This window comes from Streptomyces sp. NBRC 109706, from assembly GCF_000974485.1.
Classification (GTDB): Bacteria; Actinomycetota; Actinomycetes; order Streptomycetales; family Streptomycetaceae; genus Streptomyces.
The window spans coordinates 479,508-503,123 of sequence record NZ_BBOM01000009.1 but is presented as its reverse complement, the minus strand read 5'-3'; the positions used below and the strand labels follow the sequence as shown (position 1 = coordinate 503,123).

Sequence of the window (23,616 nt, the reverse complement as noted above, 5' to 3'; positions counted from 1 at the left end):
CACGACCCCCGATGAAGGAACGTGCGTTGACCACCCCCACCACCGTGCTTCGCCGGCCGCCGCGGGCCGTGCGGCCGGCTGTGCCGCAGGAGGAGCTGCTGCTCAAGGCGCCGCCGGAGCTGCCCAAGCCGGAGGACAACAACGTCTGGATGACGGCGCTGCCGGCCCTCAGCGGGCTCGGTTCGGTGCTGTACATGCTGACGATGGGGCGGGGCCCGATCGGCTACATCGTGGGCGGCATGTTCCTGGTGTCCTGTCTGGCGATGGTCGTCGGCTCCGTGCTCCGTCAGCGCGGTTCCACCAAGAACCAGGCGCGCAACGACCGTCGCGAGTACCTGCGGTACCTGGAGCGGACCCGCGCCGAGGTGCGGGGCACGGCCGACGCGCAGCGCACCGCGCTGCTGTGGGACGGCCCGCCGCCCGACACCCTGTGGACGGTCGCGGAGAGCCGCCGGCTGTGGGAACGGCGCGGCGGCGACCAGGACTTCGGGGTGGTGCGGGTGGGCACCGGGCCCCGTTATCTGGCCACCCCGCTGGTGCCGGGGGAGTCCGCGCCGGTGGAGGATCTGGACCCGCTCTGCACCGTGTCGCTGAAGCGGTTCATCGACACCCAGGCCGTGGTGCCGGAGCTGCCGGTGCAGGTGGCGCTGCGCCGGTTCGCGTCGTTGGCCGTCGTCGCCGGGGAGGATCCCGACCGGGCCAGGGCGCTGTTCCGCGCGGTGCTGGCGCATGCCGTCACCTTCCACTCGCCGCGCGATCTGCGGATCGTGGTGTGCACCGGCGATGTCGAGGGGCCCGGCTGGTCCTGGGTGAAGTGGCTGCCGCACGCGCACCATCCGGAGGAGTTGGACCATGTCGGTCCGCTGCGGATGACGCATGCCTCCCTCGCGGTGCTGGAGGAGTGGCTGGGCGCCGAGCTGACCCGGCGCACCCGTTTCCAGCGCGGGGCTGAGCCCGATCCCGATCTGCCGCATCTGCTGGTGGTGTTGGACGGCGGCGTGGTCAGCGGTGCCGAGGCGCTGCTCGACCCGCATGGCATGCAGGGCGTCACGGTGCTGGACGTGGACGGTCGCGCCGCCGCGCTCACCGAGGCGCACGGGGTGCTGCTGGAGATCGACTCGGCCGGCGCGCTGGCGGTGCGCGCGGGGGAGACCAGCGACGAACTGGGCGTCGCCGACGGGCTGTCCGTCGCCGAGGCCGAGGCGCTGGCCATGCGGATCGCGCGGTTCCGGATGGACAGCGGAGCGACCGGCGGCGACAGCGAGGATCTGGCCACCGCCGTGAACACCCTGCCCAGCCTGCTGGGCATACCCGACCCGGGACAGCTGGATCTGGACACGCTGTGGCGGCCGCGCCCGATGCGGGACCGGCTGCAGGTGCCGATCGGCGTCTCGGCGGACGGCGGGCTGCTGGAGCTGGACATCAAGGAGTCCGCGCAGAACGGCATGGGCCCGCACGGGCTGCTGGTCGGCGCCACCGGATCCGGCAAGTCCGAGCTGCTGCGCACCCTGGTGCTGGGCATGGCCACCACCCACTCCTCCGAGCAACTGAACCTGGTGCTGGTCGACTTCAAGGGCGGCGCCACCTTCGCCGGGATGGCCGAGCTGCCCCATGTGGCGGCGGTGATCACCAACCTGGAGGACGATCTCACCCTGGTCGACCGGATGCGGGAGGCGCTTTCGGGCGAGATGAACCGCCGCCAGGAGGTGCTGCGGGACGCCGGCAACCTGGTCTCGGTGCGCGACTACGAGCGGGCCAGACAGCGCGGCGCGGCCCTGCCGCCGCTGCCCAGCCTCTTTGTCGTGGTCGACGAGTTCTCCGAACTCCTCGCCCAGAAGCCGGACTTCGCCGATCTCTTCGTGCAGATGGGCCGGCTGGGCCGCTCCCTCGGCCTGCATCTGCTGCTCGCCTCCCAACGTCTGGACGAGGGCCGGCTGCGCGGTCTTGAGGCGCACCTGTCCTACCGGGTCGGGCTGCGCACCTTCTCCGAGAGCGAGAGCCGCACCGCGATCGGCGTGCCGGACGCCAACCACCTGCCCAGCGCCCCCGGGCACGGCTATCTCAAGACCGACACCAGCACCCTCAAACGGTTCCGGGCCGCCTATGTCTCCGGCCCCTACCGCACCGGCGACGACGCGGGCGGCCCCGGGCTCGGCGGCGCGTTGACGGTGCGCCGGTTCCCCGCCGGGGTGGTGCCCGTGCCCGCCGAGCAGCGCGCCCCGGAGCCCCGACCGGAGCCGGCCGCCGACGAGTTCGGCGAGTCGGAGGAACTGGGCGCCACCGTGCTCGGGGTGATGGTGGAGCAGCTGACCGGGCAGGGCCCCCAGGCGCACCAGGTCTGGCTGGAGCCGCTGGAGCACCCCGAGCCGCTGGACCGGCTCCACGGCGACCTCGCCGTCCGCCCCGGACGCGGCTTCGGCTCCGATCCGTCGGGCCCGCCGCTCACCGCCCGGATCGGCATCCTGGACCTGCCGTTCCGGCAGCGCCGCGATCCGTTGACGCTCGACCTCTCGGGCGCCGGCGGCCATCTGGCCGTGGTGGGCGGCCCGCACAGCGGCAAGTCGACGGCGCTCCGCGCGCTGATCTGCTCGCTGGTGCTGCGCCACACGCCGGAGGAGGCGCAGTTCTACTGCCTGGACTTCAGCGGGACGCTCTTCGCGTTGGCCGGGCTGCCCCATGTGGGCGGCGTCGCCGGCCGGTTGGACGCCGAGGTGGTCAACCGGACGGTCGCCGAGGTGCTTGAGGTGCTGGAGTACCGGGAGACCCGCTTCCGGGAGCTGGGCATCGAGTCGATGTCCGCCTACCGCACCGCGCACGCCGAGGGCCGGATCGCCGAGGACCCGACGGAGTCCGGCCGGGGCATCCCGCGCGGCGACGTCTTCCTGGTGGTGGACGGCTGGGCGGTGCTGCGGCAGTCCTACCCCGATCTGGAAGCCACCCTGATGGCGCTGGCCGGGCGGATGCTCACCTACGGCATCCATCTGGTGGTCACCGGCAACCGCTGGATGGACCTGCGGATGGCGCTGCGCGATCTGATCGGCACCAAGGTCGAGTTGAAGCTCGGCGACGCGCTGGACTCCGAGATGGACCGCAAGGCCCAGCGCACCATCCCCGCCGGCCGCCCGGGACGCGGTATCAACGCCGACAAGGAGCACTTTCTGATCGCGGTGCCCCGGGTGGACGGGCGGCGCACCGACGACGGGCTGTCCGACGGCGTGGCCGAGCTGGTGCGCCGGGTGGCCGAGGCATGGGAAGGCCAGCGCGCCCGCCAGGTGCGGCTGCTGCCCACCTCGTTCCCGCTGGAACGGGCGCCGGCCGCCGCCGGCGGCGTGGTCGTCGCGCTGGAGGGGAACCGACTGGAACCGGTGGTCTTCACCCCGGGCGAGGAGGCCGGGCTGATCGCCATCGGCGACAGCGAGTCGGGGAAGACCTCCCTGCTGCGCGCCGTCGGCCGCCAGGTGATCGCCCGGTACACGCCGGAACAGGCGAAGCTGATCGTGCTCGACCACCGGATGAGCATGCTGCGCGAGCTGGACGGGCCCAACCTGCTGGGCTACTCGACCACCCACGAACGGTCCATGGAGGTCGTCAGCGGGCTGGCCGAGGGCCTGAAGAAACGCCTGCCCGGCACCGATGTCACCCCCGAGCAGCTGCGCGACCGCTCCTGGTGGACGGGCCCTGAGATCTATCTGCTGGTCGACGACTACGATCTGGTCGCCACCTCGCGCGGCAACCCGCTGCGGGCCCTCGCCGACTTCCTGCCGCAGGCCCGCTCCATCGGCCTGCACATCTACCTCGCCCGGCAGGCGGGCGGCGCCGCCCGGGCCGTCACCGAGCCGGTCCTCGGCCGCCTCAAGGAACTCAACACGCCCGTCGCGCTGTTGAGCGTCCCCAAGGACGAACTGCCCATCTGGGGCGTCAAACCGGCCAAACGCAAGAAGGGCCGCGCCCTGCTGATGCACCGCCGGCTCGGCAACGTCCCGGTGCAGCTGGTGCGCGCCGACTCCCCGCTGAACTCCCCGCCGCCGGCCCCCACCGGACCCTCCGTCAGGAACACGCCATGACCGCCCACCTCGTCCACCCCCCGTCGGGACAGCCGGCCCCCGGCACAGCTGCTTCCCACGGCGGAGCTGCTTCCCACGGCGGAGCTGCTTCCCACGGCGGAGCCGAGTTCATCCGCATCGGGCTCGCCGGTCCCGCCGGCCGCGCCGATCTCGCGGTGCCGGCCGGCGTCCCCGTCGCCCGGCTGCTGCCCACCCTGCTGGAGCAAGCCGGCGCCGAGCCGGGCCCCGACGGCTGTGTCGGGCACGGCGGTTGGGTGCTGCGCCGGGCCGACGGGACCCGGCTGGGCGCCGCCGACCCGCTCGCCGCCCAGGGCGTGGTCGAGGGCGATGTGCTCTTCCTCGGCCACGGCGCCGGCGACGCCACCGAACCGCTCTACGACGATGTGGTCGAGGTCATCGGCCGGCACGGGGTCGGCGGCGGCTGGCCGGCGCCGGCCACCCGCCGGGTGAGCGGCGCGCTGGCCGGCGTGGCCACGCTCGCCGCCACCGGCGCGCTGGCCGCCGCGCCGGGCCGGCTGCCCGGCTGGCTCGGCCTGGCCGTCGCGCTGCTGGCGCTGCTCGTCGGCGTGCTGATGTCCCGCGCCTTCGGCGATGTGCCGGCCGGCACCTGCGCCGCCGTGCTGGCCGCGCCGCCCGCGCTGCTGGGCGCGGTGCGGCTGCTGGGCACCGAGGCCGGCACGGTCGACGGCTTCACCGCCGGCCATCTGCTGCTGGCCTGCGCCGTGTTGGCGTTGCTCGGCATGCTCGGCCCGCTGCTGGTCGGCGGCGGGGACACCGCCTTCACCGCGCTGCTGGTCGCCGGCCCGCTGGCCGGCGTCGGCGCGCTGCTCTGCACCGTCTGGGACGTGCCGCCGGCCAGGGCCGCCGCCGTGGTGGCGCCGCTGGCCCTGGCGTTGACGACGCTGTGGCCGACGGTCGCGCTGCGCGCCGCCCGGATGCCGGCGCCCGCGGTCGCCGCGTCCACGGAGGACCTGGAGGCGATCCCCAGCCAGTTGGCCCAGGACCAGCTGCGGGCCCGGGTGGTGCGGGCCCGCCGGCTGCTGGTGGGGCTGCTGGTGGGCAGCCAACTGGTCGCCGGCGGCGCCACCCTGGTGCTCTTCGCCGGCGGCGAACTGTGGCCCGGCATGCTGGCGCTGGCCCTGGTCGTTCTGACGCTGCTGCGCGCCCGGCTCTTCAAGGAGGCGAGGCAGACGGCGATTCCGCTGGTCACCGCGCTGCTGGTGGCGGCGGGCGGCGCCACGTTCGCGCTGACCGAACGCATCGGGGAGAACCTTCCGCTGCTGGGCATCGCGCTGCCGGCGGCGCTGCTGAGCGCGCTGATCGCGGCCTGCGTCGGCCTGTTCGCCGGCCGCTACCGTCCCAACCCCCGGACGTCCCGCGCGCTCGACATGCTGGAGACCACCGTGCTGCTCTCCGTCGTCCCGCTGGCCCTGGCGGTCTGGGACGTCTACGCCGGCCTGCTCAACCTCAGGGTCTGACCATGGGACGAAGCGGCGGATCGCGCGGCCGGGCACGGGCGTTGACCCTGGCGGCCGTCACCCTGGGCGCACTGCTGCTGCCGGGGGGCACCCGCGCCGCCCTGGCCGACGACTGCTCGGGTATCCCGGCCACCGGCGAGGAACTGCCCGACGGCGCCGGGCCCTACCCGCTGATCGGGCAGCTCGGCCTGCGCCAGGCATGGGACCTGGCCGCCGGCGAGGGCGTGACGGTGGCCGTGCTGGACTCAGGGGTGGACGGGCGGCATCCGGATCTGGCGGGCGCGGTGCGGCGCGGCAGCGAGTTCACCATGGTCCCCGAGGAGCGGGAGTTCGTCCGCTCCACCCCGCCGCCCGAGGTGGACTGCGTCGGGCACGGCACCGCCGTCGCCGGCATGATCGCCGCGGGGCGCGCCGAGGGCGACCGGATGGCAGGGGTGGCGCCGGCCGCCTCGATCTACCCGATCCGGATCGCCGACGGAGTGGACCGCGCCTCCCCCAACACCCTGGCGGCGGCCGTCGACGACGCCGTGGACGCAGAGGTGGACGTCCTCAACCTCTCCTTCGCCTACCCGGTGGACGTCGAGCCGCTGCGGAACGCGGTGGCCCGCGCGGTGGACGCCGGCATCCTGGTGATCGCCGCCGCGGGCAACGAGGGCAACACGACCCCGACCGGCGGCCTGATGTATCCGGCCGCCTACGAAGGGGTGTTGACGGTCGGCGCGGTCGGCGCCGACGGGCAGCCGCTCGAATCCTCCAACGGCGGCGACTGGGTGGACCTGGCCGGCTACGGCCAGGAGATGCCGGTGCCGGCGCCCGGCGGCGGCTACCGCGTGGAGGGCGGCACCAGCTTCGCCACCGCCCAGGTGTCCGGCGCCGCCGCCCTGGTGCTCTCCCGCTTCCCCGAGTTGACGGCCGCCGAGGTGGCCGAACGGCTGATCGCCTCCGCCACCCCGGTCGGCGGCGGACGCGGCGACCGCACCGGGGCCGGCATCGTCGACCCGTTCGGCGCGCTCACCCATCTGGACGCGCACACCGACGGGGCCGCCGAGGCCGCCGCCCGGCCGGGACATATCCCGGTGCAGGCCATCCCCGAGGACCGGCCGCTGCTCGGCTCGACCGCCGCCACCGCCCTGGCGGTCAGCGGCGGGCTGCTGCTGGCCGTGGTCCTCGGCCTGCTGGGCGGCCCTGCCCTGCGCCGCGCCGCGCACCGGGGCTGGCGCGCCGGTGAGGTGCCGGAGGAGCGCACCGCCGCCGAGGCCCCGCCGTCCCCGCCGCCGGCGCCCCGCCTCGACTGGCTGGGCGGCACAGGCCCCACCGACCCCACGTCCAAGACCTCCCAGACCTCCCGGAGCCGGACCCGATAGATGGCCACCACACGCGAACAGGCCGACGCCTACGCCTACGAGAACCGCCGCCGGACCACCAGCCTGCTGCGGGGCGTCGACGAGGCCAGGCAGGACCCGCGCCGGCGGCTCAACCGCGCGCTGGGCGGCGGGATCGCCATCGGCATCCTGATCATGGCCGGCTTCGGCATCGCCGGCTGGCTCGGCGGCGGCCGGGGCCCGAACCTGCCGACCAGCGGCGCGGTGGTGGCCGGCGGCAGCGGCGACCGCTATGTGGTCGACGACGGGGTGGTGCATCCCGCGCTCAACCTCGCCTCCGCGCTGCTGGTCGGTGGCGGGGAACTCACCGAGGTCCGCCAGCGCACCCTGGACGAGGCGCCGCGCGGACTGCCCGTCGGCATCCCCGGGGCTCCGGACGCGCTGCCGGACGCGGACCAACTCACCGACGAGGACTGGACGTTGTGCGCGACGCCGGCCGAGACCGGCGGACCGCCGACCCGTACCGCGCTCTATCTCGCGGTGCCCGGCGTCGCACCCGCCGAGGACGAGGGCCCGGTGGGCGGCGCGACCGTGCTGGCGCAGGGCGAGGACGGCGACCTCTGGCTGCTGACCGAGGGCCGCCGCTACTCCCTCACCCCGGGGATCAGGGACCTGCTGGGCCTGCAACAGGTGTCGGCCGTCCAACTCCCCGGGCGGTTCGTGGCCACCCTGCCCGAGGGGCCGGCCATCGAGATCCCCGAGGCCGGGGACGGCGTGGGCGCCGCCCCGTCGGTGGAGCTGCCCTTCGACGCGCTGGTCGGCGATCTGGCGCACACCCCGACCAAGGCCCCCGGGCAGCAGTTCTATCTGGTGCGGCCCCAAGGGCTGGTCGCCGTCTCGCCGTTGCTGCACACCCTGCTCAGCGCCCAGGCCGGCGCCGACCACGAGATCGCCCTCCCGCAGGCGGCCCGCGCGCCCCGCGCGGACGAACGGGCGCCGGGCGACCGGGCCTGGCCGACCGCGTTGCCGCAGGCCGAGGAACCGGGCCGCGACCAGCCGGTCTGCGTCAGCACCCAGCCCGGCGGCCAGCCCGGCGACGCGCCCTGGCCGGCCACCGTCCACCTGCCGGGATCCCTCCCGGAACCGGCCGGCCTCTCCCCGGTGACCAGCGCGGACGGCGAACGGCTCGGGCTGCTGGACGCGATCTATCTGCCGCCGGGCTCGGGCGCCGTGGTGCGGGCCACCACCTCGGCCGGCAGCGGCGGCACCTACACGCTGATCACCGACAGCGGCACCGCCTACCCGTTCGCCTCGCCGGAGGCCGTGGAACGGCTGCGCTATCGGCCAGGCGACGCGCCCTCGGTGCCGCAGTCCTATGTCGGGCTGCTGCCGGCCGGCCCGGTGCTCGACCCGCAGGCCGCCGCCCGCGAACAGCGCGGGGCCGGCAACGAGACGGAAGGCGACCAGAGTTGAGCACACCAACCGCACGCTTCGGCCGGGCCCGCCTGGTCGCCCTCCAGGCGGGCCTCGGCTGCGCGGCGACCGGCGTCGTCATCGCCGGGCCCTGGGGTTACAGCCTGGCCGGCGGCGGTGCCGCGCTGCTCGCCGGCGCACTGCTGCGGCGCGACGGCGAATGGCTCGACCAGCGGCTGCTCGCCGGGCTGCGGCGGGGCGCGCTCACCCCGGAACCCCCGGCCAGGGCCGCCGACGATCCGCAGTGGCTGGGGCTCGCCCACACCGTGCTGCCCGCGCTGGACGTGGTCGAGGTGGAGAACCGCAACGGACCGACGCTCGGCGTGCTGGCCGACGGGCGCGGCCTGGCCGCCGTGCTCGCCTGCCCTTCGGGCGCGCTGCCCACCCTGCCGGTGGGGCTGCTCGGCGACTTCCTCACCCGCGACCCGGCGGGTCCCGCGACGGCACAGCTGCTGGTCGAACAGTTCGGCGTGCCGCCCTGGGACCACGAGCACCGCTACCAGCCGACCATCGCCTACCGTCAACTGCCCACCCAGCAACGCCCGGTGGCGCTCCGCGCGCTGCTGGTGGTGCGCTACGAGCCGTGGGAGGCGCCGGCCGCCGCCGAACGGCGCGGCGGCGGCGCGCGGGGGGAGCGCGCCGCCGTGGCCGCCGCCACCGCGCGGCTGCGCGCCCGGCTGGCGGCGCAGGGCGTGCGCTGCGCGCCGCTCGGCCCCGAGGCGCTGCGCGCCCTGCTGCGGGAGACCGGCGATCCGGACGGCCGGGGCCAGCCGCTGCCCGGGGTCTGGGCCGGCGCCTCGGCCACCCACTGCGTGGCCGGCGCCGCCGTGCCCGACCAGCCGTCCTGGACCCGGCTGTTGGGCACCCTGGTCGGCTCCGCCACCGACCGGGTGATCACGGCGGCGACGCTGCGCGCCGAATCGCACGGCGTCTCGGTGCGGGTCGGGGTCCGCCTGGTCAGCGCGGTGCCCGCGCAGGCGAACGCCGAACGCGAACGGCTGACCGCCGCCGGCGTCCTGTCCGCCCGCCCGCCCGAGACACGCGCCGGACTGCTGGCCACCCTGCCCCTGGCCCACCCCGCCTCCCCCCTGACCGAGGCCACCGGCCTGCTCCCCGTCCCGAGCGCCCGCGGATGACGGCCCGTCGGGGCGTGCACGGCGCCCCCGTCGCCCGCGCCGCCGTCTCCGGGCACCCGCCGGTGGCGCGTTCCCACAGGACCCACCGTCGCCGGTGGCCGGCTTTTCGAGGTGAAGGATGAACGCGAAGCGCAGCGGTGGCCACGATCCCGAGTGGGAGAGTCTGCCCGCCACCGTCTGGCGGCCGGCCGACGCGGGCGACGCGTCCGCGTTGCGGCTCACCCCGGTCGCCACCGGCGTGCACCTGGGCACCGGATCCGCCGGGCAGCCCGTGGCGCTGCCGGGTCCGGCCCCCGACGGGGTGCGCGTCGGGGTGCTGGGGGAGTCCCTTTTCGGCCGGCTCTTCGCCCTGCGGCTGTTGGGCGTCGGGGCGCGGGTCACCGCCGCGACGCGGGTGCCCGACCAGTGGCGCGGCGTCGCGCTGGCCGCCGGCGACCGGCTCGGCGTCACCGACGGCGTCACCCGGTGGCCCAGCCACCCGCCCACCGGTCCCTCGGTCGGCGAGGGGCCGCAGGCGTTGGTCTGCGATCTGCGTCGGCCGCCGTCGGCCGCGCTGGCCGACGGGCCCTGGCGGACCGTGGTGCATGTGACGCGCAACCCGCCGCGCAGGTCCACGTTCTGGGCCAGGGTGCGGGTGGTGGTGGCGCTGGACGCGCAGTTCGCCGGCGAGGCGGCCCGGCTGCTCGGCCCGCCGGCCGGCGCCGTGGTCGAAGCGCTGCCCCCCGGGCAGGTCGCGGTCTTCCACGACGGCGTCGCCGAGACCGTCAGACCCGATATCTCCCCGGGGGAGAACGCGCTGCTCACCCCCGGGCGGCCACGCCCCGGTCGGGGGCGGGGCGCAGAATAGGGCCATGGATCTTCGTATCTTCACCGAACCGCAGCAGGGCGCCGGCTACGAGACGCTGCTGCGGGTGGCACAGGCCACCGAACAGCTGGGCTTTGACGCCTTCTTCCGTTCCGACCACTATCTGCGGATGGGCGACGGCGATCCGCTGCCCGGGCCGACCGACGCCTGGGTGACGCTGGCCGGTCTTGCCAGGGAGACCAGCCGGATCCGGCTCGGCACCCTGATGACGGCCGGCACCTTCCGGCTTCCCGGGGTGCTGGCCATCCAGGTCGCGCAGGTGGACGCCATGTCCGGCGGCCGGGTCGAGTTCGGCCTGGGCGCCGGCTGGTTCGCCGAGGAGCACACCGCCTACGGCATCCCGTTCCCCAAGGAGAAGTTCCCCCGTCTGGAGGAGCAGCTGGCCATCGTCACCGGGCTGTGGGGGACGCCGGTGGGGGAGACGTTCTCCTTCCGGGGCGAGCACTACCAGCTGACCGACTCGCCGGCGCTGCCCAAGCCGGCGCAGGAGAGGGTGCCGGTGCTGGTCGGCGGCATGGGCAAGGTCCGCACGCCCAGGCTCGCGGCGAAGTACGCCGACGAGTTCAACATCCCGTTTCGGTCGGCGGCCGAGAGCGCCGAGCAGTTCGCCGTGGTCAGGGCCGCCGTCGAGGAGTCGGGCCGCAAGGCCGACGAGTTGGTCTACTCCAACGCGCTGGTGGCCTGTGTGGGCCGGACCGACGCCGAGGTGGCCCGCCGGGCCGCCGCCATCGGCCGGGACGCCGCCGAGCTGCGCGCCGACGGCCTGGCCGGCACGCCCGCCGAGGTGGTCGAGAAGATCGGTGTCTACCGGGAGGCCGGCTGCCAGCGGATCTACTTCCAGATCCTGGATCTGGACGATCTCGACCATCTGGAGCTGATCGCCTCCGAGGTCGGCCCCCAGCTGGACTGAGCCCGATGCCGACCGCCCCACCGCTCCGGCCGGACACCCCGGCGTCGGGGACGCTGCTGCTGGACGGTGGGCTGTCGGTGCCGCTGACCGCGCTCGGCACCGATCTGGCCGATCCGCTGTGGACGGCCAGGATGCTGGTCGACGACCCGGAGCGGCTGATCGCCGCGCATGCCGCCTATCTGCGGGCCGGCGCCCAGGTGGTGACCACCGCCAGCTACCAGGCGTCCGTCGGCGGCTTCGCCGCCCGTGGGCTCGGCCCGACGGCGGCGGCCCGGCTGATCGGGGACAGCGTCCGGCTGGCCAGGACGGCGATCGCCAGGGAGGGCGCCACCGCCTGGGTGGCCGGCTCGGTCGGCCCCTATGGGGCGGTGCGCGCGGACGGCGGCGAGTACCGGGGTGACTACGGCCTCTCGGTTGCCGAGTTGGCGCGGTTCCACGCGCCGAGGGTGGCGGCGCTGCTGGCCGGCGAGCCCGATCTGCTGGCCCTGGAGACGGTGCCGGACAGCCGGGAGGCCGAGGCGCTGCTGCGGGTGGTCGCCGGCTGCGGCGTCCAGGGCTGGCTCTCCTACACCGTGGACGGCGACCGCACCCGCGCCGGGCAGCCGCTGGCCGAGGCGTTCGCGGTGGCCGCCGAGGCGCCGGAGATCGTCGCCGTCGGCGTCAACTGCTGCCGGCCGGAGGACGTCGCCCCCGCCGTCGCCACGGCCGTGGCCGTCACCGGGAAACCGGCCGTCGCCTACCCCAACTCGGGCGAGAACTGGGATGCCGCGCACGGGCGTTGGGACGGCCGGGCCACGTTCCGGCCGGCGGACGCCCGCGCCTGGCGGGCGGCGGGGGCCCGGCTGGTCGGCGGCTGCTGCCGGGTCGGCCCGGACCGGGTCGCCGCCCTGGCCCGGGCGCTCAACCCCTGAACTGCAAAGGGCTGAACCCCTGAATCCGGGCGCCGAACCCCTGAATTCCGGACGATCTCGCCGTCGTGTCGAAGACCGTCGAACACCCCGGATTCCCCACCGTTAAGCCTCACGTTCGGTAGCTGAAGAGGCGCGTAACGTCGTTGAGTTGACCGAATACTCACGGTGGCGGAGCCGAGTGCGCCAGAATTCTCCGGGCGGCGCACCTCCGCAGTGCAGGGCGGAGGCCGTGGCGCCCACCCGTCCGCGCGCTGGGGCATGCCTCCCCGCACCACCCATGCGCGCGGACCAAGGCCCTCCTCGGGCCTGCTCCGCCCGGCGGTCGCCGTGGCGGGGGTGACGGGGCGTGGCGACGGCCGGCCACCGAGCGGGCGCGGGCGCGGGGGCACCGCGTACGGGTGCTCGGCCGTCGTCCGTCCGTCCCCGGGCGTAGGCCCCCGGGACCAGGGGAGTTGGGCCGGCCGGCCGAGGTGGCGGCCCGGTGCGGCTGCCTAGCCTCGGGGCATGGTCGACACACAGAGCACACGGATAGGCGTCCTCGGCACCGGGCATGTGGGACGCGCGGTGGCCGGGGGATGGGCGCGCGCCGGACACCGGGTGGTGTTCGGTTCCCGCAAGCCCGAGGAGCGCACCGAACTCGCCCAGCCGGTGGTGAGTTGGGCGGCCGCCGTCGAGGAGAGCGAGGTCCTGGTCAACGCGACGCCCGGCGGCGACTCGCTCGCCATGCTGACGGCGATCGGCGCCGACGCACTGGCCGGGAAGGTGCTGATCGATATCGCCGTCGCCCTCACCGAGGACTGGGATCTGGGCCATCTGGACGTCAGCCTCGGCCAGTTGATCCAGCGGGAGTTCCCCAGGACCCCGGTGGTCAAGACGCTCTGCACGATGGACTCGACCGTGATGGTCGACCCGACGGTGCTGGCCGAGCCGAGCACCGTCTTCCTCTCCGGCGACAGCGCCGAGGCCAAGCGGACCGTCTCCCGCCTGCTGACGGACCTCGGCTGGGACGAGTCGACCCAGCTGGACCTGGGCGATATCGCCACCGGACGTGGCCAGGAGCATTTCGCGCTGCTCTTCATGGGCATCGCCGGCGCCACCGACGGGGTCGACTTCAACATCCGGGTGGTGCGGCCCGCCGGCGCCTGACGGCTCAGCCGGAGGGGCGCAGGAACTCCACCAGCAACGCGGCGACCTCGGCCGGCCGCTCCAGGCTGGGGAGATGGCCGGCCCAGGGCAGCTCGTGGTGCCGGGCGTTCGGCAACAGCCCGGGCAACGCGGCGGCGGTGCGCCGGAAGTCCGGCAGATCGTGCCCGCCGGAGACGGCCAACGTCCTGGCCTTCACCTGCCCCAGCCGGTAGTCGGCTTTGGGCGTGGCGAACTCCTCGGCGGCCCACCGCACATCGAACGCGTGCCGCTGCATCAGCCGGACCATGGCCCGGGTGTTGCCGTCGGCCTCGGGACCCAGCCAGGTGGCGACGTTCAGCTCCACCGCCCTGGCCAGCTCGCTGGCCGCGATCAACTCGGCCTGGTTGGCCCGGAACGCGGCCAGCCCGGGCGTCGGCGGATCGAGCGGCGGGGCCGCGTTCAACAGGACGAGCGCGGTGACCCGCCCCGGCCAGCGGGCCGCCACCTCCAGGGCCACCCCACCGCCGAACGACGAGCCCACCAGGGCCGCCTGCGGGATCTCCAACGCGTCCAGCAGATCCCGCACGTCCTCCGCGTCACGGTAGGGGCGGTCGGCCGCCGGGCTGTCGCCATGGCCCCGGAAGTCGCAGCGCACCACGCGGAAACCCGCGTCGATCAGTATCCGCCACTGCGGGTCCCACATCCGGCGGTCGCAGACCGTCGAGTGGAGCAGCAACAGCGCGGGGCCGTCGCCGGCCACATCGTGGGCGAGATGCGAATTCGAGGTCACGGGTAGCCATCGTTCCATGGGTGTCCTCCTCTCGCCCGAGGTCCGACGAAACGTCACGCCCGACCCGAGGCGAACTGACGCACGGCCAGGGCGCGCACGCCGGCGCACACGGCGCGTGGGGCCGAACGCCGCCCCGCACGCGGGCCCACCGGGCGGTCGCCCGTCCGTCGGACAACGCTCGTGATCGGTACGGCTAGCGCAGCTCGCCCTCCAGCAGGCTCATCAGCAGCATGTCGTGCCAGCGGCCGGCGCCCCGGAAGCACTCGCGGTGGCGGCCGTCCACGGCGAAGCCCACCTTCTCGTAGGCGCGGACGGCCCGTTCGTTCTCGGCGACCACCCAGAGCGCGATCAGATGGAGCCGCATCCGGTCGAAGCCCCAGCGGCACAGGGCGCGCACCGCGTCCGTGCCGTAGCCCTGGCTCCAGCAGTCCTTCTCGCCGATATAGATGTCGAGTTCGGCGCGGCCGCTCTCGGGGCTGGCGTCGCGCAGTCCGCAGACGCCGATCAGCCGGCCGTCCGCGCGCCGTTCGATCATCAGCAGCGTCTTCTCGAAGGTGTTGGTCCTGGGCTCGGCGAACCTGGCCTCGGTCCTGGCCAGGGACTGCGGCGGCTCCACGTCCAGCCAGCGGACGACCTCGGGATCGCTGTGCCAGCGCCACAGATCCCTGGCGTCCGCCGGCTCCATGGGGCGCAGTCGCACCAGCTCGCCCGTCAGCGGCGGAAGGGTCGGGGCCGGGGCGTCGTCGTCCTTGGGGTCCATGGCAGGGCATCCAACCAACCGCGATGCCGCGCCGGCCACCCAATTACCTGCTGTCGGCGGGGAGTTCAGCCGAGGGTGGCGACCAGCAGCGCCTTGATGGTGTGCAGCCGGTTCTCCGCCTGTTCGAAGACGACCGAGGCCGGAGATTCGAACACCTCGTCGGTCACCTCCAGGGAGTCCAGGCCGTGCTGTTCGTGGAGGGTGCGGCCCAGCTCGGTGCCCAGATCGTGGAAGGCGGGCAGGCAGTGCAGAAACCGAACCTCGGGGTTGCCCGTGCCGGCCAGCACCTCGCTGGTCACCGCATAGGGGCGGAGCAGCGCGATCCGCTCCCGCCACCGCTCCACCGGCTCGCCCAGCGAGACCCACACGTCGGTGGCCACGAAGTCGACGCCGGTGGTGCCCTCGGGAACGTCCTCGGTGAGGGTGATCCGGGCACCGGTCTCCTCGGCCAGCTCCCGCGCCCCGGCCACCACACCGTCCTCGGGCCACAGCCGGCGCGGCGCGACGATCCGCACGTCCATGCCCAGCAGCGCTCCCGTGACCAGGTAGGAGTTGCCCATGTTGTTACGGGCGTCGCCGAGATAGGCGTAGGAGATCCGCTCCCAGGGGCCGGCGTGGAGTTCGGTCATGGTGAGCACGTCGGCGAGCATCTGGGTGGGGTGCCAGTCGTCGGTGAGCCCGTTGTAGACCGGCACCCCGGCGTGCGCCGCCAGCTCGTCGACGGTCCGCTGGGCGCTGCCCCGGTACTCGATCGCGTCGAACATCCGGCCGAGCACACGGGCGGTGTCCCTGGCCGACTCCTTGTAGCCGATATGGGAGCCGGCCGGATCCAGATAGGTGGTGCGCGCGCCCTGGTCGGCGGCGGCCACCTCGAAGGCGCAGCGGGTCCTGGTGGAACTCTTCTCGAACAGCAGCGCGATGTGCTTGCCGGCCAGCAGCGGCACCTCGGTCCCGGAGCGCTTGGCGGCCTTCAACCGGCCGGCCAGCTCCACCAGATGACGGAACTCGGCCGGGGTGAGGTCCAGCTCCTTGCGCAGGTGGCGGCCGGTGAGATCTGTCGCCATGGACGAGGACTCCGATCTGTGCTCGCTGCTGAGCGTCGAGGTTGTCCCGATGCGGGCGCAATCATATACGTCGCATCTTATGGTTATGCAATGCCCCCGGGTGTCCCACCGCCCGGCGTCGACGAGGCGACGCCGGGCGGTGGCGGCTCGGACAGGACCCGTCCGCGGCTCAGGACACGGGATCGCGCTCGATCGGACAGCTCATACAGCGCGGGCCGCCCCGGCCGCGCCCCAGCTCGCTGCCCGGGATCTCCAGCACCTCCACGCCGTTGCGCCGCAGCTCGGTGTTGGAGGTCACGGTCCGCTCGTAGGCCACCACCACGCCCGGCTCGACCGCCAGCACGTTGCAGCCGTCGTCCCACTGCTCGCGCTCCGCCGCGTGCGGATCCTGGGTCGCGGTCAGCACCCGGATCGCGCCCAGGCCCAGCGCCTCCGCGATGGCCCGGTGCATATGCTCCGGCGGATGGTCGGTGACCGTCAACTCCCGTCCGCCCACGCCCGGTTCGATGGTGTAGGAACGCAGCATGCCAAGCCCCGCGTACTGGGTGAACGTCTCCCCGTCCACCATGGTCAGCACCGTGTCCAGATGCATGAAGGCCCGCCGCTTGGGCATGTCGAGCGCCACTATGGTGCGCGCCGAACCGGCCGCGAACAGCCGCCTGGCCAGCTGCTCGACCGCCTGCGGGGTGGTCCGCTCGCTCATCCCCACCAGCACCGCGCCCCGGCCGATCACCAGCACGTCGCCGCCCTCGATGGTCGACGGATGCGCGCCGTGCGGCGCCGACCAGTAGTGGAACGGGCCCCCGGTCGCCCCGGCGAAGAGCGGATGGTAGCGGTAGATCGCCTCGAAGTGCACGCTCTCCCGCTGCCGCGCCGGCCAGCGCATCGCGTTGATCGCCACCCCGTCGTAGACCCAGGCCGAGGTGTCCCGGGTGAAGAGGTGGTTGGGCAGCGGGTGCAACAGGAAGTCGTCCGGCTCCATCACATGCAGCCGCACCGAGGCCGGCGCCGGATAGCGCTCCAGGAACTCCCGCTTGGTCATCCCGCCGATCAGCGCCTCGGCCAGCTCGGCACCCGGCAGCCCCTCGAAGATCTCCCGCAGCGGGGCGGTGGCCAGCGGCCCGTACTCCCGCTCGTCGAAGACCCGGTCGAGCACCAGGGCACGGGCCTGGGGAACGTCCAGGCTCTCGGTCAGCAGATCGCCGAGCAGCCGGACCTCGACGCCCCGGCTGCGGAGCAACTCGGCGAAGATGTCGTGCTCCTGCTGGGCGCGCCGCACCCACAGCACATCGTCGAAGAGCAACTCGTCCTTGTTGGTGGGCGTCAGGCGCTTGAGTTCGAGACCGGGGCGATGGAGGATCACTCGGCGCAGCCGGCCGGTCTCGGAGTCGACATGGAAGGTCATGCCCCCATTCTGCGCCCCGCTCCGGCGCTGTCACCGGTCCGGTCGCACGGCATGGCCGCCGCCTCCGTCACCAGGGCAGATCGCGGATCTGCTGCACACACAGGATCAGAAACAGCACCCCCGACCCGGCCAGCGCCAGATTGCTGACCCTGCCGTTGCGCCAACGCAACGGCACCTGACCGGTGTTGAGCAGCCAGAGCAACGTCAGCGCCAGGAACGGCATGAAGAACGCGCCCAACACGCCATAGGTGATCACCAGGCCGATCGGCTGATCCAGAAAGAGCAACCCCATCGGCGGGAACGTCAGCCACAGCAGATAGGCCCGGAACGGCAGCGACCGCTCCCGGTCGCCCTCCAGCGCCACCCGCCCGGCCCGATCCGGCCGGGTGCGCACCACGAAGTCCGTGAACAGCAGGCTCACCCCGTGCCAGACACCGATCACCGAACTGAACGAAGCGGCAAAGAAACCGAACAGGAAGAAGTTCGCCGTCGTCGCCCCGAAGCGCTCCTCCAGCACCGCCCCCAGATCCAGCAGCCCCCGATCGCCACTGGTCAGCGCGATATCCATCGAATGCAGCAGCTCGGCGCCCACCACCAGCATGGCGATCACAAACACACCCGTGGTCAGATACGCGATCCGGTTGTCAAGCCGCATCATCGGCAGCCACGCGGGACCGCGCCACCCCTTGGCCGTCACCCAGTAGCCGTAGGCGGCCAGCGTGATCGTGCCGCCGACCCCGCCGATCAGCCCCAGCGTGTACACCACCGAACCGTCAGGCAACGTCGGCCACAGCCCACCGCCCAACGCCCCCAGATGCGGACCGACCCGCACCGCGAGACCCACCACCACCACGAACATCAGCCCGGCGAAGACCATCATGATCTTCTCCACCACCGCATAGCGGTTGAACCAGACGCACAGCAGGCCCAGAACGCCGGCCAGCGCGCCCCAGAACCGCAACGAGGGCCCGTCCGGGAAGAGCGCCACCAGCGGCAGCCCGCTCGCCGACATCGCCGTGGCCCCGTACACGAAGCCCCACACCACGATGTAGATCCCGAAGTACCAGGTGGTCCAGCGGCCCATCGTCCGCCAGCCGTCGAAGACGGTGCGCCCGGTGGCCAGATGCCAACGGCCCGTCGCCTCCGCCAACGCCACCTTGATCAGACAGCCGACCACCGCCGCCCACAGCAGCGTGTAGCCGTAGCGGCTGCCGGCCACCATCGTCGCCACCAGATCCCCGGCCCCCACCCCGGTGACCGCGACCACCAGGCCAGGACCGATCAACCGCCAGCGTTTGGCGGGAGGTTGAGACTTGCTGTGCGTCGTCGCCACGCCCGGGAGCCTGCCCAGCCGCGGCCGTTTTCAGGCCACCGCGCGCCACACCGACGCCCCCGCGCGCCACACCGACGCCCCCGCGCCACAGGAACGCCGCCGTCCGGAAACCGCCAGCCCCACCCGTCCCACACTGCTCTACTGGCCCCATGAGTGAGACAGCCAACCGCGTCACCAAGGCCCGACTCCTGCACAGCCTCCACCACGGAGCCGAACCGCTGGTCCTGCCCAACGCCTGGGACGCGCTCAGCGCTCGACTGGTGGCGAGAGCGGGCGCCGCCGCCATCGCCACCACCAGCTCGGGCGTCGCCTGGTCCCTCGGCGCCCCGGACGGCGACATGCTGGCCAGGTCGCTCGCGGTCGACCTGATCGCCCGGGTCGCCGCCGCCGTCGACATCCCCGTGACGGCCGACATCGAATCCGGCTACGCGCCCGACCCGACCGGCGTCGCCGAGACCATCCGCCAGGTGCTGGCGGCCGGCGCGGTCGGCGTCAACCTGGAGGACTCCGCCCACGGCGGCAGCACGGCCCTGCGCCCGGTCGCCGAGCAGCGGGAACGGGTGGCCGCCGCGCGAAGGGCCGCCGAGGAGGTCGGCGTCCCGCTCTACCTCAACGCGCGCGTCGACGTCTTCCTGCGCGGCGCGGGCGAGGGCGGGGCGCTGCTGGACACCACGCTGGAACGGGCCAGGGCCTACCTCGACGAGGGCGCCAGCGGCGTCTTCGTGCCCGGCGTCACCGACCCCGAGATCATCCGCACCCTGGTCGACAACCTGGACGCCCCGGTCAATGTGCTGACCGGGCCCGGCGCACCGACCATCCAGGAACTGGCCGCCGCCGGCGCCGCCCGGGTCAGCGTGGGCTCGGGGCTCACCCAGTCCGCCTACGCCGTCGCCGAACGCGCGGCCGTCGAACTCCTCACCAAGGGCACCTACCAATCCCTCGAACGAGGTTATGAATACGGCGAACTCGACACCCTGATGCGCACCAACACCCCACCCCGCGCCCACCCCGCGCCCACCTCGTGAACCAAGCCGCCTCGCCCCGCCGGGAAAGCCGCCGTCCGGCCCCCCGGCGGGGGCCGCACCGCCCCTTCGGCCGGTCCCCTTCCCCCGCTGCCGCCCGCCCGCCGCAGCCCCGGGAGCCGCCCGCCCGGCGCCCCGCCGCACCCCCGCTGAACTGGCCTTTCTCCCGTCCGCTGGTTAGCGTTCCGGCAGCGCGAGAGGAGTTCGGATGGACCGCAACATACGCACCGTCGAGGATGTACTGAGGCTGCTGGACGGGCTGTTCACCCCCGACGCCAACCGGTGGACGGTCGACGCCGGCGACTGGTGGGACACCTTCTACACCGACCGCTCCCGGCCGGTCCCCTTCTTCGTCGACAAGCCGGACGAACACCTGGTCGCCGCGCTCGACCGTGGCCTGATCACCCCGCGCCGCGCCCTCGACCTCGGCTGCGGTCCCGGACGCAACGCGCTCCACCTGGCCGCCAGGGGCTGCGCGGTGGACGCCGTCGACCTCTCGCCCACCGCCATCGCCTGGGCCCGCGAACGAGCGGCCGCCCAGGGCGCCGAGGTGCGCTTCCTCACCGGCGACGCGTTCGCCCTCACCACGACCGAACTCACCGGCCCCTACGACCTGATCCACGACTCGGGCTGCTTCCACCATCTGCCGCCGCACCGCCGCGTCAGCTATCTCTCCCTGATCGACCGGGTCCTCGCCCCCGGCGGCCACCTCGTCCTCAGCTGCTTCGCCACCGGCGCGATGGGCTCCGAACTGCCGGACGAGGCCTTCTACCAGGACTCCCACCTCCACGGCGGCCTCGCCTACACCCCCGAAGAACTGCGGTGGATCTTCTCCGACCTCACCGAGATCGAACTCCGCCGCATGCGCGAAGAACCACCAGACGCCCCCACCTTCGGCCACCCCTTCCTCTGGACCGCCATCTTCCAACACCCCTAACCCCCCGCCCCCGCCCGCCCGCCCACCCCCGCCTGCCCGGCGCGGCCAACGGCCCCGGGCCGCCGGGCCGTTGCCGAGTGCTCCGCAAAGGCCGCTGCGGCCGGCACGGCCAACAGCACTGGACGGCCCATCCGTTGCTGTCTGGGAACCTGGCGGTGTGCTCGGCCCGGCCAGCGCGGCCAACGACTCTGGACGGCAACGCGGTTGCCTCTTGCCACCCCGCGCTCGCCCGGCCCGCCGTTGCCGTTGACGGCTCAGCCGGCGTGGCCAGCGCGCCGCGCCGCTCGGCCCGTTCGCCCGTTCCGGTCCGGCCGGCGCGGCCAACGGCCCCGGGCGGCCCCGCCATTTCCGCCGCCCCGCCCGGCTGGCGCGGCCAGCGCTGCGCGCCCCATCCCGCCCCGGCTCGCCTCTACGTGCTTACCCGGCGCGGCCAGTGCCCCTCCGCCTGGGCCGTTCGACCGTTCCCGGCCAGACCGGTGCGGTCAACGACCTTGGACGGCGACGCGGTTGCCTTTGGCCGCCCCGCGCTTGCCCCGGCGCGGCCAGCGCTCCGCTCCGCTCCGTTCCGCTCCGCGTCCCGCGCCGCTCGCTCCGCCCGCGCCGCCCGGATCGTTCAACCGTTCCCGCCCAGCCAGCGCGGCCAGCGCTCCGCGCCCCGTCGCCCCCGCCCAGCCGGCGCGGCCAGCGCACCCCGCCGTCGCTGTCTGGCCGGCGCGGCCAGCGCACCGTGGCATGGGAATACGCGCCGTTCTCTGGTATTCAGGGACCTCATGGATACTGGCTTCGATCACGAGAAACACGGCGAACACGGCTGCTACGACGTCTTCTCGCGCGACTGCCCCCCGCGCGCCGTGCTGGAGCTGATCGCGGGCAAGTGGACCATGCTGGCGCTGGTCGCGCTGGCGGACGGCCGGGTCATGCGTTTCAACGAACTGCGTCGCCGGCTCGACGGCGTGACCCAGAAGATGCTCACCCAGACCCTGCGGGCGCTGGAGCGCGAGGGCCTGCTGACCCGAACCGTCTTCCCGACGGTGCCGCCCCGGGTGGAGTACCGACTCACCGCGCTGGGCCGCGAGATAGCCCAGCTGGTGACCGGCATCGCCGCGTGGAGCACCGCCAACATCGACGAGATACGCGCCGCCCGAGCCAGCTACGACCGACGAACGGACAGCCGCCCCCGACCCCTCAGCGCGTAGCGCTCGGCGCGACGCCGTGAGCGGCTAACTCGCCGCCGCCACCAGGAGATAGGGGAGGCTTCCGGCGAGCAGGCCGGCGAAGATGACCGTGGCCGTCCTGGCCACCGCGCCCTCGCGGTCCCTGGTGACCAGGCCGGTGACGACCAGCCCCAGAGCGCCGACGAGCAACTCGTGCAGGAAGAAGACGGGGGACAGGGCCATGGCGCACGCGACCGTCGCCGCGAACAGCACCCTGGTGCGTCGCGTGGTCTTCCTGTCCAGTCGGTTGTCCAGTCTGTTGTCCAGCGTCTGGTCCATGACGGAACTCCTCACCGCTGCCGGGTACGACCGGTCCTGCTGATCACTGTCCCCCGGATCGCGGTAGGTCATGCGCCCTGACGCGTCCGACCGGTTCACCGGAGGAACACGAGCGGAAGCTCCGCTTCCCCGACCGCGCGCCCATGGCCGAAAATGCCCCGTCTTCCATGGAGAACCCGCCATATACCGCACCAATGACGGTCGGTCGGCCCTCTGGCGCCGCACGGGTACGGAGGAGCACTATGGGCGACGGTCGCCGCTCCGCCAGCACCGCTCTGGACCCCCCACCCCCACACCGCGCATGGCATCACGGCGACGACGCCGCCCCCCGGCGTAACCCTCCGCACCCGCACCCTTCGCACGATCCCCGACACTCGCGCGAGCATATGCACGTGCATGTCATGTGCATATCAAATCGAGCGAACGCACCCCCGACGAAAGGGAGTTCATCGTGGCCTGCTCCTCCAACGCCCTCTGGGCAGGGGAAACCACCTGGTTCTGCTGCGGCGCCGCCTGGGGCCCCTGCGGCACCGAGGGCGGCGGCGCCTGCGGCAACTGCCGCTCCGCCGCTCTCCACGGCGCCTGGCCCAACGCCTCCCAGGCGTGCTGGGACATCACCCGCCCCGACCTGTGCGGCGAGGGCGGAATCCCGCGCCGAGGCTGTGGATCGGTCATGAACGTGACGCACCAGTGCTCGGGCGCCAACGTCTGCATCACCATCACCGACTGCGGGCCGCGCACCCGCAGCTTCTGCGGCGAGCAGTCCTGCTGCGGCGGCCAGTGCCGGATCAACCGGGTGCTGGACCTGACGCCCGCCGCGTTCGCCGCGCTCGGCAGCCTGGACTCCGGCGTACTGCCGGTGCTGATCACCGAATGACCCGGACACCCCCACACCCCGGCAGACGCGAGGAGTTCCGCACATGACCCGACCGAACCGGTTCGCCCGCCGCGACTTCCTGACCAGCGCCGCGCTGGGCGGCGCCACCATCGTGGGCGCGTCCGCGCTCGGCGCCCTGGACGCCGACGCCGCGTTCGCCGCGCCCGGCCCCTCGCTCGACCCCGCCGTCTCGCGGGCGAGCTTCGCCGAGGGACGCGTCGGCGCCGTCCGACGTTCCCTGCTGCATGTCGCCGGCTCGCACGGGGAGACCCACCGGCTGCAACTCACCAACGCCACCAGCGTCTGGAAGGCCCGACCCACCACCGCCGAGGACATCGAGGTGGGGGACGGCCTCTACGCCAGGGGCGTGACCATGCCGGACGGCACCATCGCGGCCGACGCCGTCTGGGTCAACATCGTCAACCTCTACACCACCATCCGTGGCATCGAACGCCAACGGCTCCATCTGACGCACGGCCAGCAGGCACTGGTGGGCCGGACCATCCCGGAGACCACCGCCTCCTACGCCGGCGGCGCGCTCACATCGGATCTGTCGCGGCTGCGGATCGGCCAGCCGGCCCAGGTGCTGGGCGCCTGGCGGCCGTCCGACGGCGCCGTGGACCTGGTCCGCGTCACGGTCGGCCACTGAGG

At 73.8% G+C, this 23,616-nt stretch carries 20 protein-coding genes; 14 read left to right on the top strand and 6 right to left on the bottom strand.

The genetic code is table 11. The features are described 5' to 3' along the window. Positions 1–26 precede the first annotated feature (26 nt). From eccCa to AOM46_RS21775, 9 genes are all read left to right on the top strand, one after another. A complete protein-coding gene (gene eccCa / locus AOM46_RS21815) occupies positions 27–4,064 on the top strand; it encodes a type VII secretion protein EccCa (RefSeq protein WP_234313901.1) in 4,038 nt (1,345 codons plus the stop codon). Further along, complete coding sequence (eccD, locus tag AOM46_RS21810) at positions 4,061–5,542, top strand: type VII secretion integral membrane protein EccD (RefSeq protein WP_078857058.1); 1,482 nt, start codon at positions 4,061–4,063, stop codon at positions 5,540–5,542. The genes eccCa and eccD overlap by 4 nt, the downstream gene beginning before the upstream one ends. Before the next feature lie 2 nt (positions 5,543–5,544). Beyond that, complete coding sequence (locus tag AOM46_RS21805; RefSeq protein WP_078857057.1) at positions 5,545–6,906, top strand: S8 family serine peptidase; 1,362 nt, start codon at positions 5,545–5,547, stop codon at positions 6,904–6,906. Then, on the top strand, positions 6,907–8,337 hold the full coding sequence (gene eccB, locus AOM46_RS21800; protein ID WP_062214259.1) for a type VII secretion protein EccB: 1,431 nt from the start codon (positions 6,907–6,909) through the stop codon (positions 8,335–8,337). Then, entirely contained in the window at positions 8,334–9,473 is a 1,140-nt protein-coding gene (locus AOM46_RS21795; RefSeq protein WP_062214258.1) for a type VII secretion protein EccE, read from the top strand. The genes eccB and AOM46_RS21795 overlap by 4 nt, the downstream gene beginning before the upstream one ends. A 118-nt stretch (positions 9,474–9,591) precedes the next feature. Then, positions 9,592–10,320, top strand: a complete 729-nt coding sequence (locus AOM46_RS21790; RefSeq protein ID WP_062214257.1) for a hypothetical protein — start codon at positions 9,592–9,594, stop codon at positions 10,318–10,320. Positions 10,321–10,324: 4 nt separating this feature from the next. Then, positions 10,325–11,248, top strand: a complete 924-nt coding sequence (locus tag AOM46_RS21785; RefSeq protein WP_062214256.1) for an LLM class F420-dependent oxidoreductase — start codon at positions 10,325–10,327, stop codon at positions 11,246–11,248. A gap of 5 nt (positions 11,249–11,253) precedes the next feature. Then, on the top strand, positions 11,254–12,159 hold the full coding sequence (gene mmuM, locus AOM46_RS21780) for a homocysteine S-methyltransferase (RefSeq protein WP_062214255.1): 906 nt from the start codon (positions 11,254–11,256) through the stop codon (positions 12,157–12,159). 504 nt (positions 12,160–12,663) lie between these two features. Further along, positions 12,664–13,305, top strand: a complete 642-nt coding sequence (locus AOM46_RS21775) for an NADPH-dependent F420 reductase (RefSeq protein WP_062214254.1) — start codon at positions 12,664–12,666, stop codon at positions 13,303–13,305. Positions 13,306–13,309: 4 nt separating this feature from the next. Here AOM46_RS21775 and AOM46_RS21770 read toward each other — a convergent pair whose 3' ends face one another. The 5 genes from AOM46_RS21770 to AOM46_RS21750 form a co-directional block, all read right to left on the bottom strand. Further along, complete coding sequence (locus AOM46_RS21770) at positions 13,310–14,092, bottom strand: alpha/beta fold hydrolase (protein WP_062214253.1); 783 nt, start codon at positions 14,090–14,092, stop codon at positions 13,310–13,312. Positions 14,093–14,267: 175 nt separating this feature from the next. Beyond that, positions 14,268–14,834: a GNAT family N-acetyltransferase gene (locus tag AOM46_RS21765; RefSeq protein WP_062214252.1), complete on the bottom strand. Its 567-nt coding sequence runs from the start codon at positions 14,832–14,834 to the stop codon at positions 14,268–14,270. 65 nt (positions 14,835–14,899) lie between these two features. Next, positions 14,900–15,898, bottom strand: a complete 999-nt coding sequence (argF, locus tag AOM46_RS21760) for an ornithine carbamoyltransferase (protein WP_062214251.1) — start codon at positions 15,896–15,898, stop codon at positions 14,900–14,902. Between the two features lie 169 nt (positions 15,899–16,067). Beyond that, a complete protein-coding gene (locus AOM46_RS21755) occupies positions 16,068–17,303 on the bottom strand; it encodes an arginine deiminase (protein WP_062214250.1) in 1,236 nt (411 codons plus the stop codon). Positions 17,304–17,370: 67 nt separating this feature from the next. Further along, positions 17,371–18,636: an Nramp family divalent metal transporter gene (locus AOM46_RS21750; RefSeq protein WP_062214249.1), complete on the bottom strand. Its 1,266-nt coding sequence runs from the start codon at positions 18,634–18,636 to the stop codon at positions 17,371–17,373. A 149-nt stretch (positions 18,637–18,785) separates the two neighbouring features. On the opposite strand from AOM46_RS21750, the gene AOM46_RS21745 reads away from it, so the two are divergent. The 3 genes from AOM46_RS21745 to AOM46_RS21735 all read left to right on the top strand — a co-directional run bounded on the left by AOM46_RS21745 (position 18,786) and on the right by AOM46_RS21735 (position 21,791). Further along, a complete protein-coding gene (locus tag AOM46_RS21745; protein ID WP_062214248.1) occupies positions 18,786–19,661 on the top strand; it encodes an isocitrate lyase/phosphoenolpyruvate mutase family protein in 876 nt (291 codons plus the stop codon). A gap of 205 nt (positions 19,662–19,866) precedes the next feature. Further along, positions 19,867–20,595, top strand: a complete 729-nt coding sequence (locus tag AOM46_RS21740) for a class I SAM-dependent methyltransferase (RefSeq protein WP_062214247.1) — start codon at positions 19,867–19,869, stop codon at positions 20,593–20,595. Positions 20,596–21,365: 770 nt separating this feature from the next. Then, positions 21,366–21,791: a helix-turn-helix domain-containing protein gene (locus tag AOM46_RS21735; protein WP_062214246.1), complete on the top strand. Its 426-nt coding sequence runs from the start codon at positions 21,366–21,368 to the stop codon at positions 21,789–21,791. 24 nt (positions 21,792–21,815) lie between these two features. On the opposite strand, the gene AOM46_RS21730 is transcribed toward AOM46_RS21735, so the two are convergent. Beyond that, positions 21,816–22,088 carry a hypothetical protein gene (locus AOM46_RS21730; RefSeq protein WP_062214245.1) on the bottom strand — a complete coding sequence of 91 codons (273 nt, stop codon included), beginning with the start codon at positions 22,086–22,088 and terminating at the stop codon, positions 21,816–21,818. Positions 22,089–22,491: 403 nt separating this feature from the next. On the opposite strand from AOM46_RS21730, the gene AOM46_RS21725 reads away from it, so the two are divergent. Both AOM46_RS21725 and AOM46_RS21720 read left to right on the top strand, forming a co-directional pair. Further along, complete coding sequence (locus tag AOM46_RS21725; protein ID WP_234313900.1) at positions 22,492–22,965, top strand: septal ring lytic transglycosylase RlpA family protein; 474 nt, start codon at positions 22,492–22,494, stop codon at positions 22,963–22,965. Between the two features lie 43 nt (positions 22,966–23,008). Continuing rightward, on the top strand, positions 23,009–23,614 hold the full coding sequence (locus AOM46_RS21720) for a hypothetical protein (RefSeq protein WP_062214244.1): 606 nt from the start codon (positions 23,009–23,011) through the stop codon (positions 23,612–23,614). The last annotated feature ends 2 nt before the right edge of the window (positions 23,615–23,616 follow it).

What these genes read in the sequence shown, in the direction of transcription:
- AOM46_RS21720 (WP_062214244.1), top strand. Translation starts at nt 23,009, where the DNA reads ATGACCCGACCGAACCGGTTCGCCCGCCGCGACTTCCTGACCAGCGCC.
- AOM46_RS21745 (WP_062214248.1), top strand. Translation starts at nt 18,786, where the DNA reads ATGAGTGAGACAGCCAACCGCGTCACCAAGGCCCGACTCCTGCACAGC.
- AOM46_RS21735 (WP_062214246.1), top strand. Translation starts at nt 21,366, where the DNA reads ATGGATACTGGCTTCGATCACGAGAAACACGGCGAACACGGCTGCTAC.
- eccB (WP_062214259.1), top strand. Translation starts at nt 6,907, where the DNA reads ATGGCCACCACACGCGAACAGGCCGACGCCTACGCCTACGAGAACCGC.
- AOM46_RS21730 (WP_062214245.1), bottom strand. Translation starts at nt 22,088, where the DNA reads ATGGACCAGACGCTGGACAACAGACTGGACAACCGACTGGACAGGAAG.
- AOM46_RS21785 (WP_062214256.1), top strand. Translation starts at nt 10,325, where the DNA reads ATGGATCTTCGTATCTTCACCGAACCGCAGCAGGGCGCCGGCTACGAG.
- AOM46_RS21770 (WP_062214253.1), bottom strand. Translation starts at nt 14,092, where the DNA reads ATGGAACGATGGCTACCCGTGACCTCGAATTCGCATCTCGCCCACGAT.
- AOM46_RS21765 (WP_062214252.1), bottom strand. Translation starts at nt 14,834, where the DNA reads ATGGACCCCAAGGACGACGACGCCCCGGCCCCGACCCTTCCGCCGCTG.
- mmuM (WP_062214255.1), top strand. Translation starts at nt 11,254, where the DNA reads ATGCCGACCGCCCCACCGCTCCGGCCGGACACCCCGGCGTCGGGGACG.
- AOM46_RS21790 (WP_062214257.1), top strand. Translation starts at nt 9,592, where the DNA reads ATGAACGCGAAGCGCAGCGGTGGCCACGATCCCGAGTGGGAGAGTCTG.
- eccD (WP_078857058.1), top strand. Translation starts at nt 4,061, where the DNA reads ATGACCGCCCACCTCGTCCACCCCCCGTCGGGACAGCCGGCCCCCGGC.
- AOM46_RS21805 (WP_078857057.1), top strand. Translation starts at nt 5,545, where the DNA reads ATGGGACGAAGCGGCGGATCGCGCGGCCGGGCACGGGCGTTGACCCTG.
- AOM46_RS21775 (WP_062214254.1), top strand. Translation starts at nt 12,664, where the DNA reads ATGGTCGACACACAGAGCACACGGATAGGCGTCCTCGGCACCGGGCAT.
- AOM46_RS21755 (WP_062214250.1), bottom strand. Translation starts at nt 17,303, where the DNA reads ATGACCTTCCATGTCGACTCCGAGACCGGCCGGCTGCGCCGAGTGATC.
- argF (WP_062214251.1), bottom strand. Translation starts at nt 15,898, where the DNA reads ATGGCGACAGATCTCACCGGCCGCCACCTGCGCAAGGAGCTGGACCTC.
- AOM46_RS21740 (WP_062214247.1), top strand. Translation starts at nt 19,867, where the DNA reads ATGGACCGCAACATACGCACCGTCGAGGATGTACTGAGGCTGCTGGAC.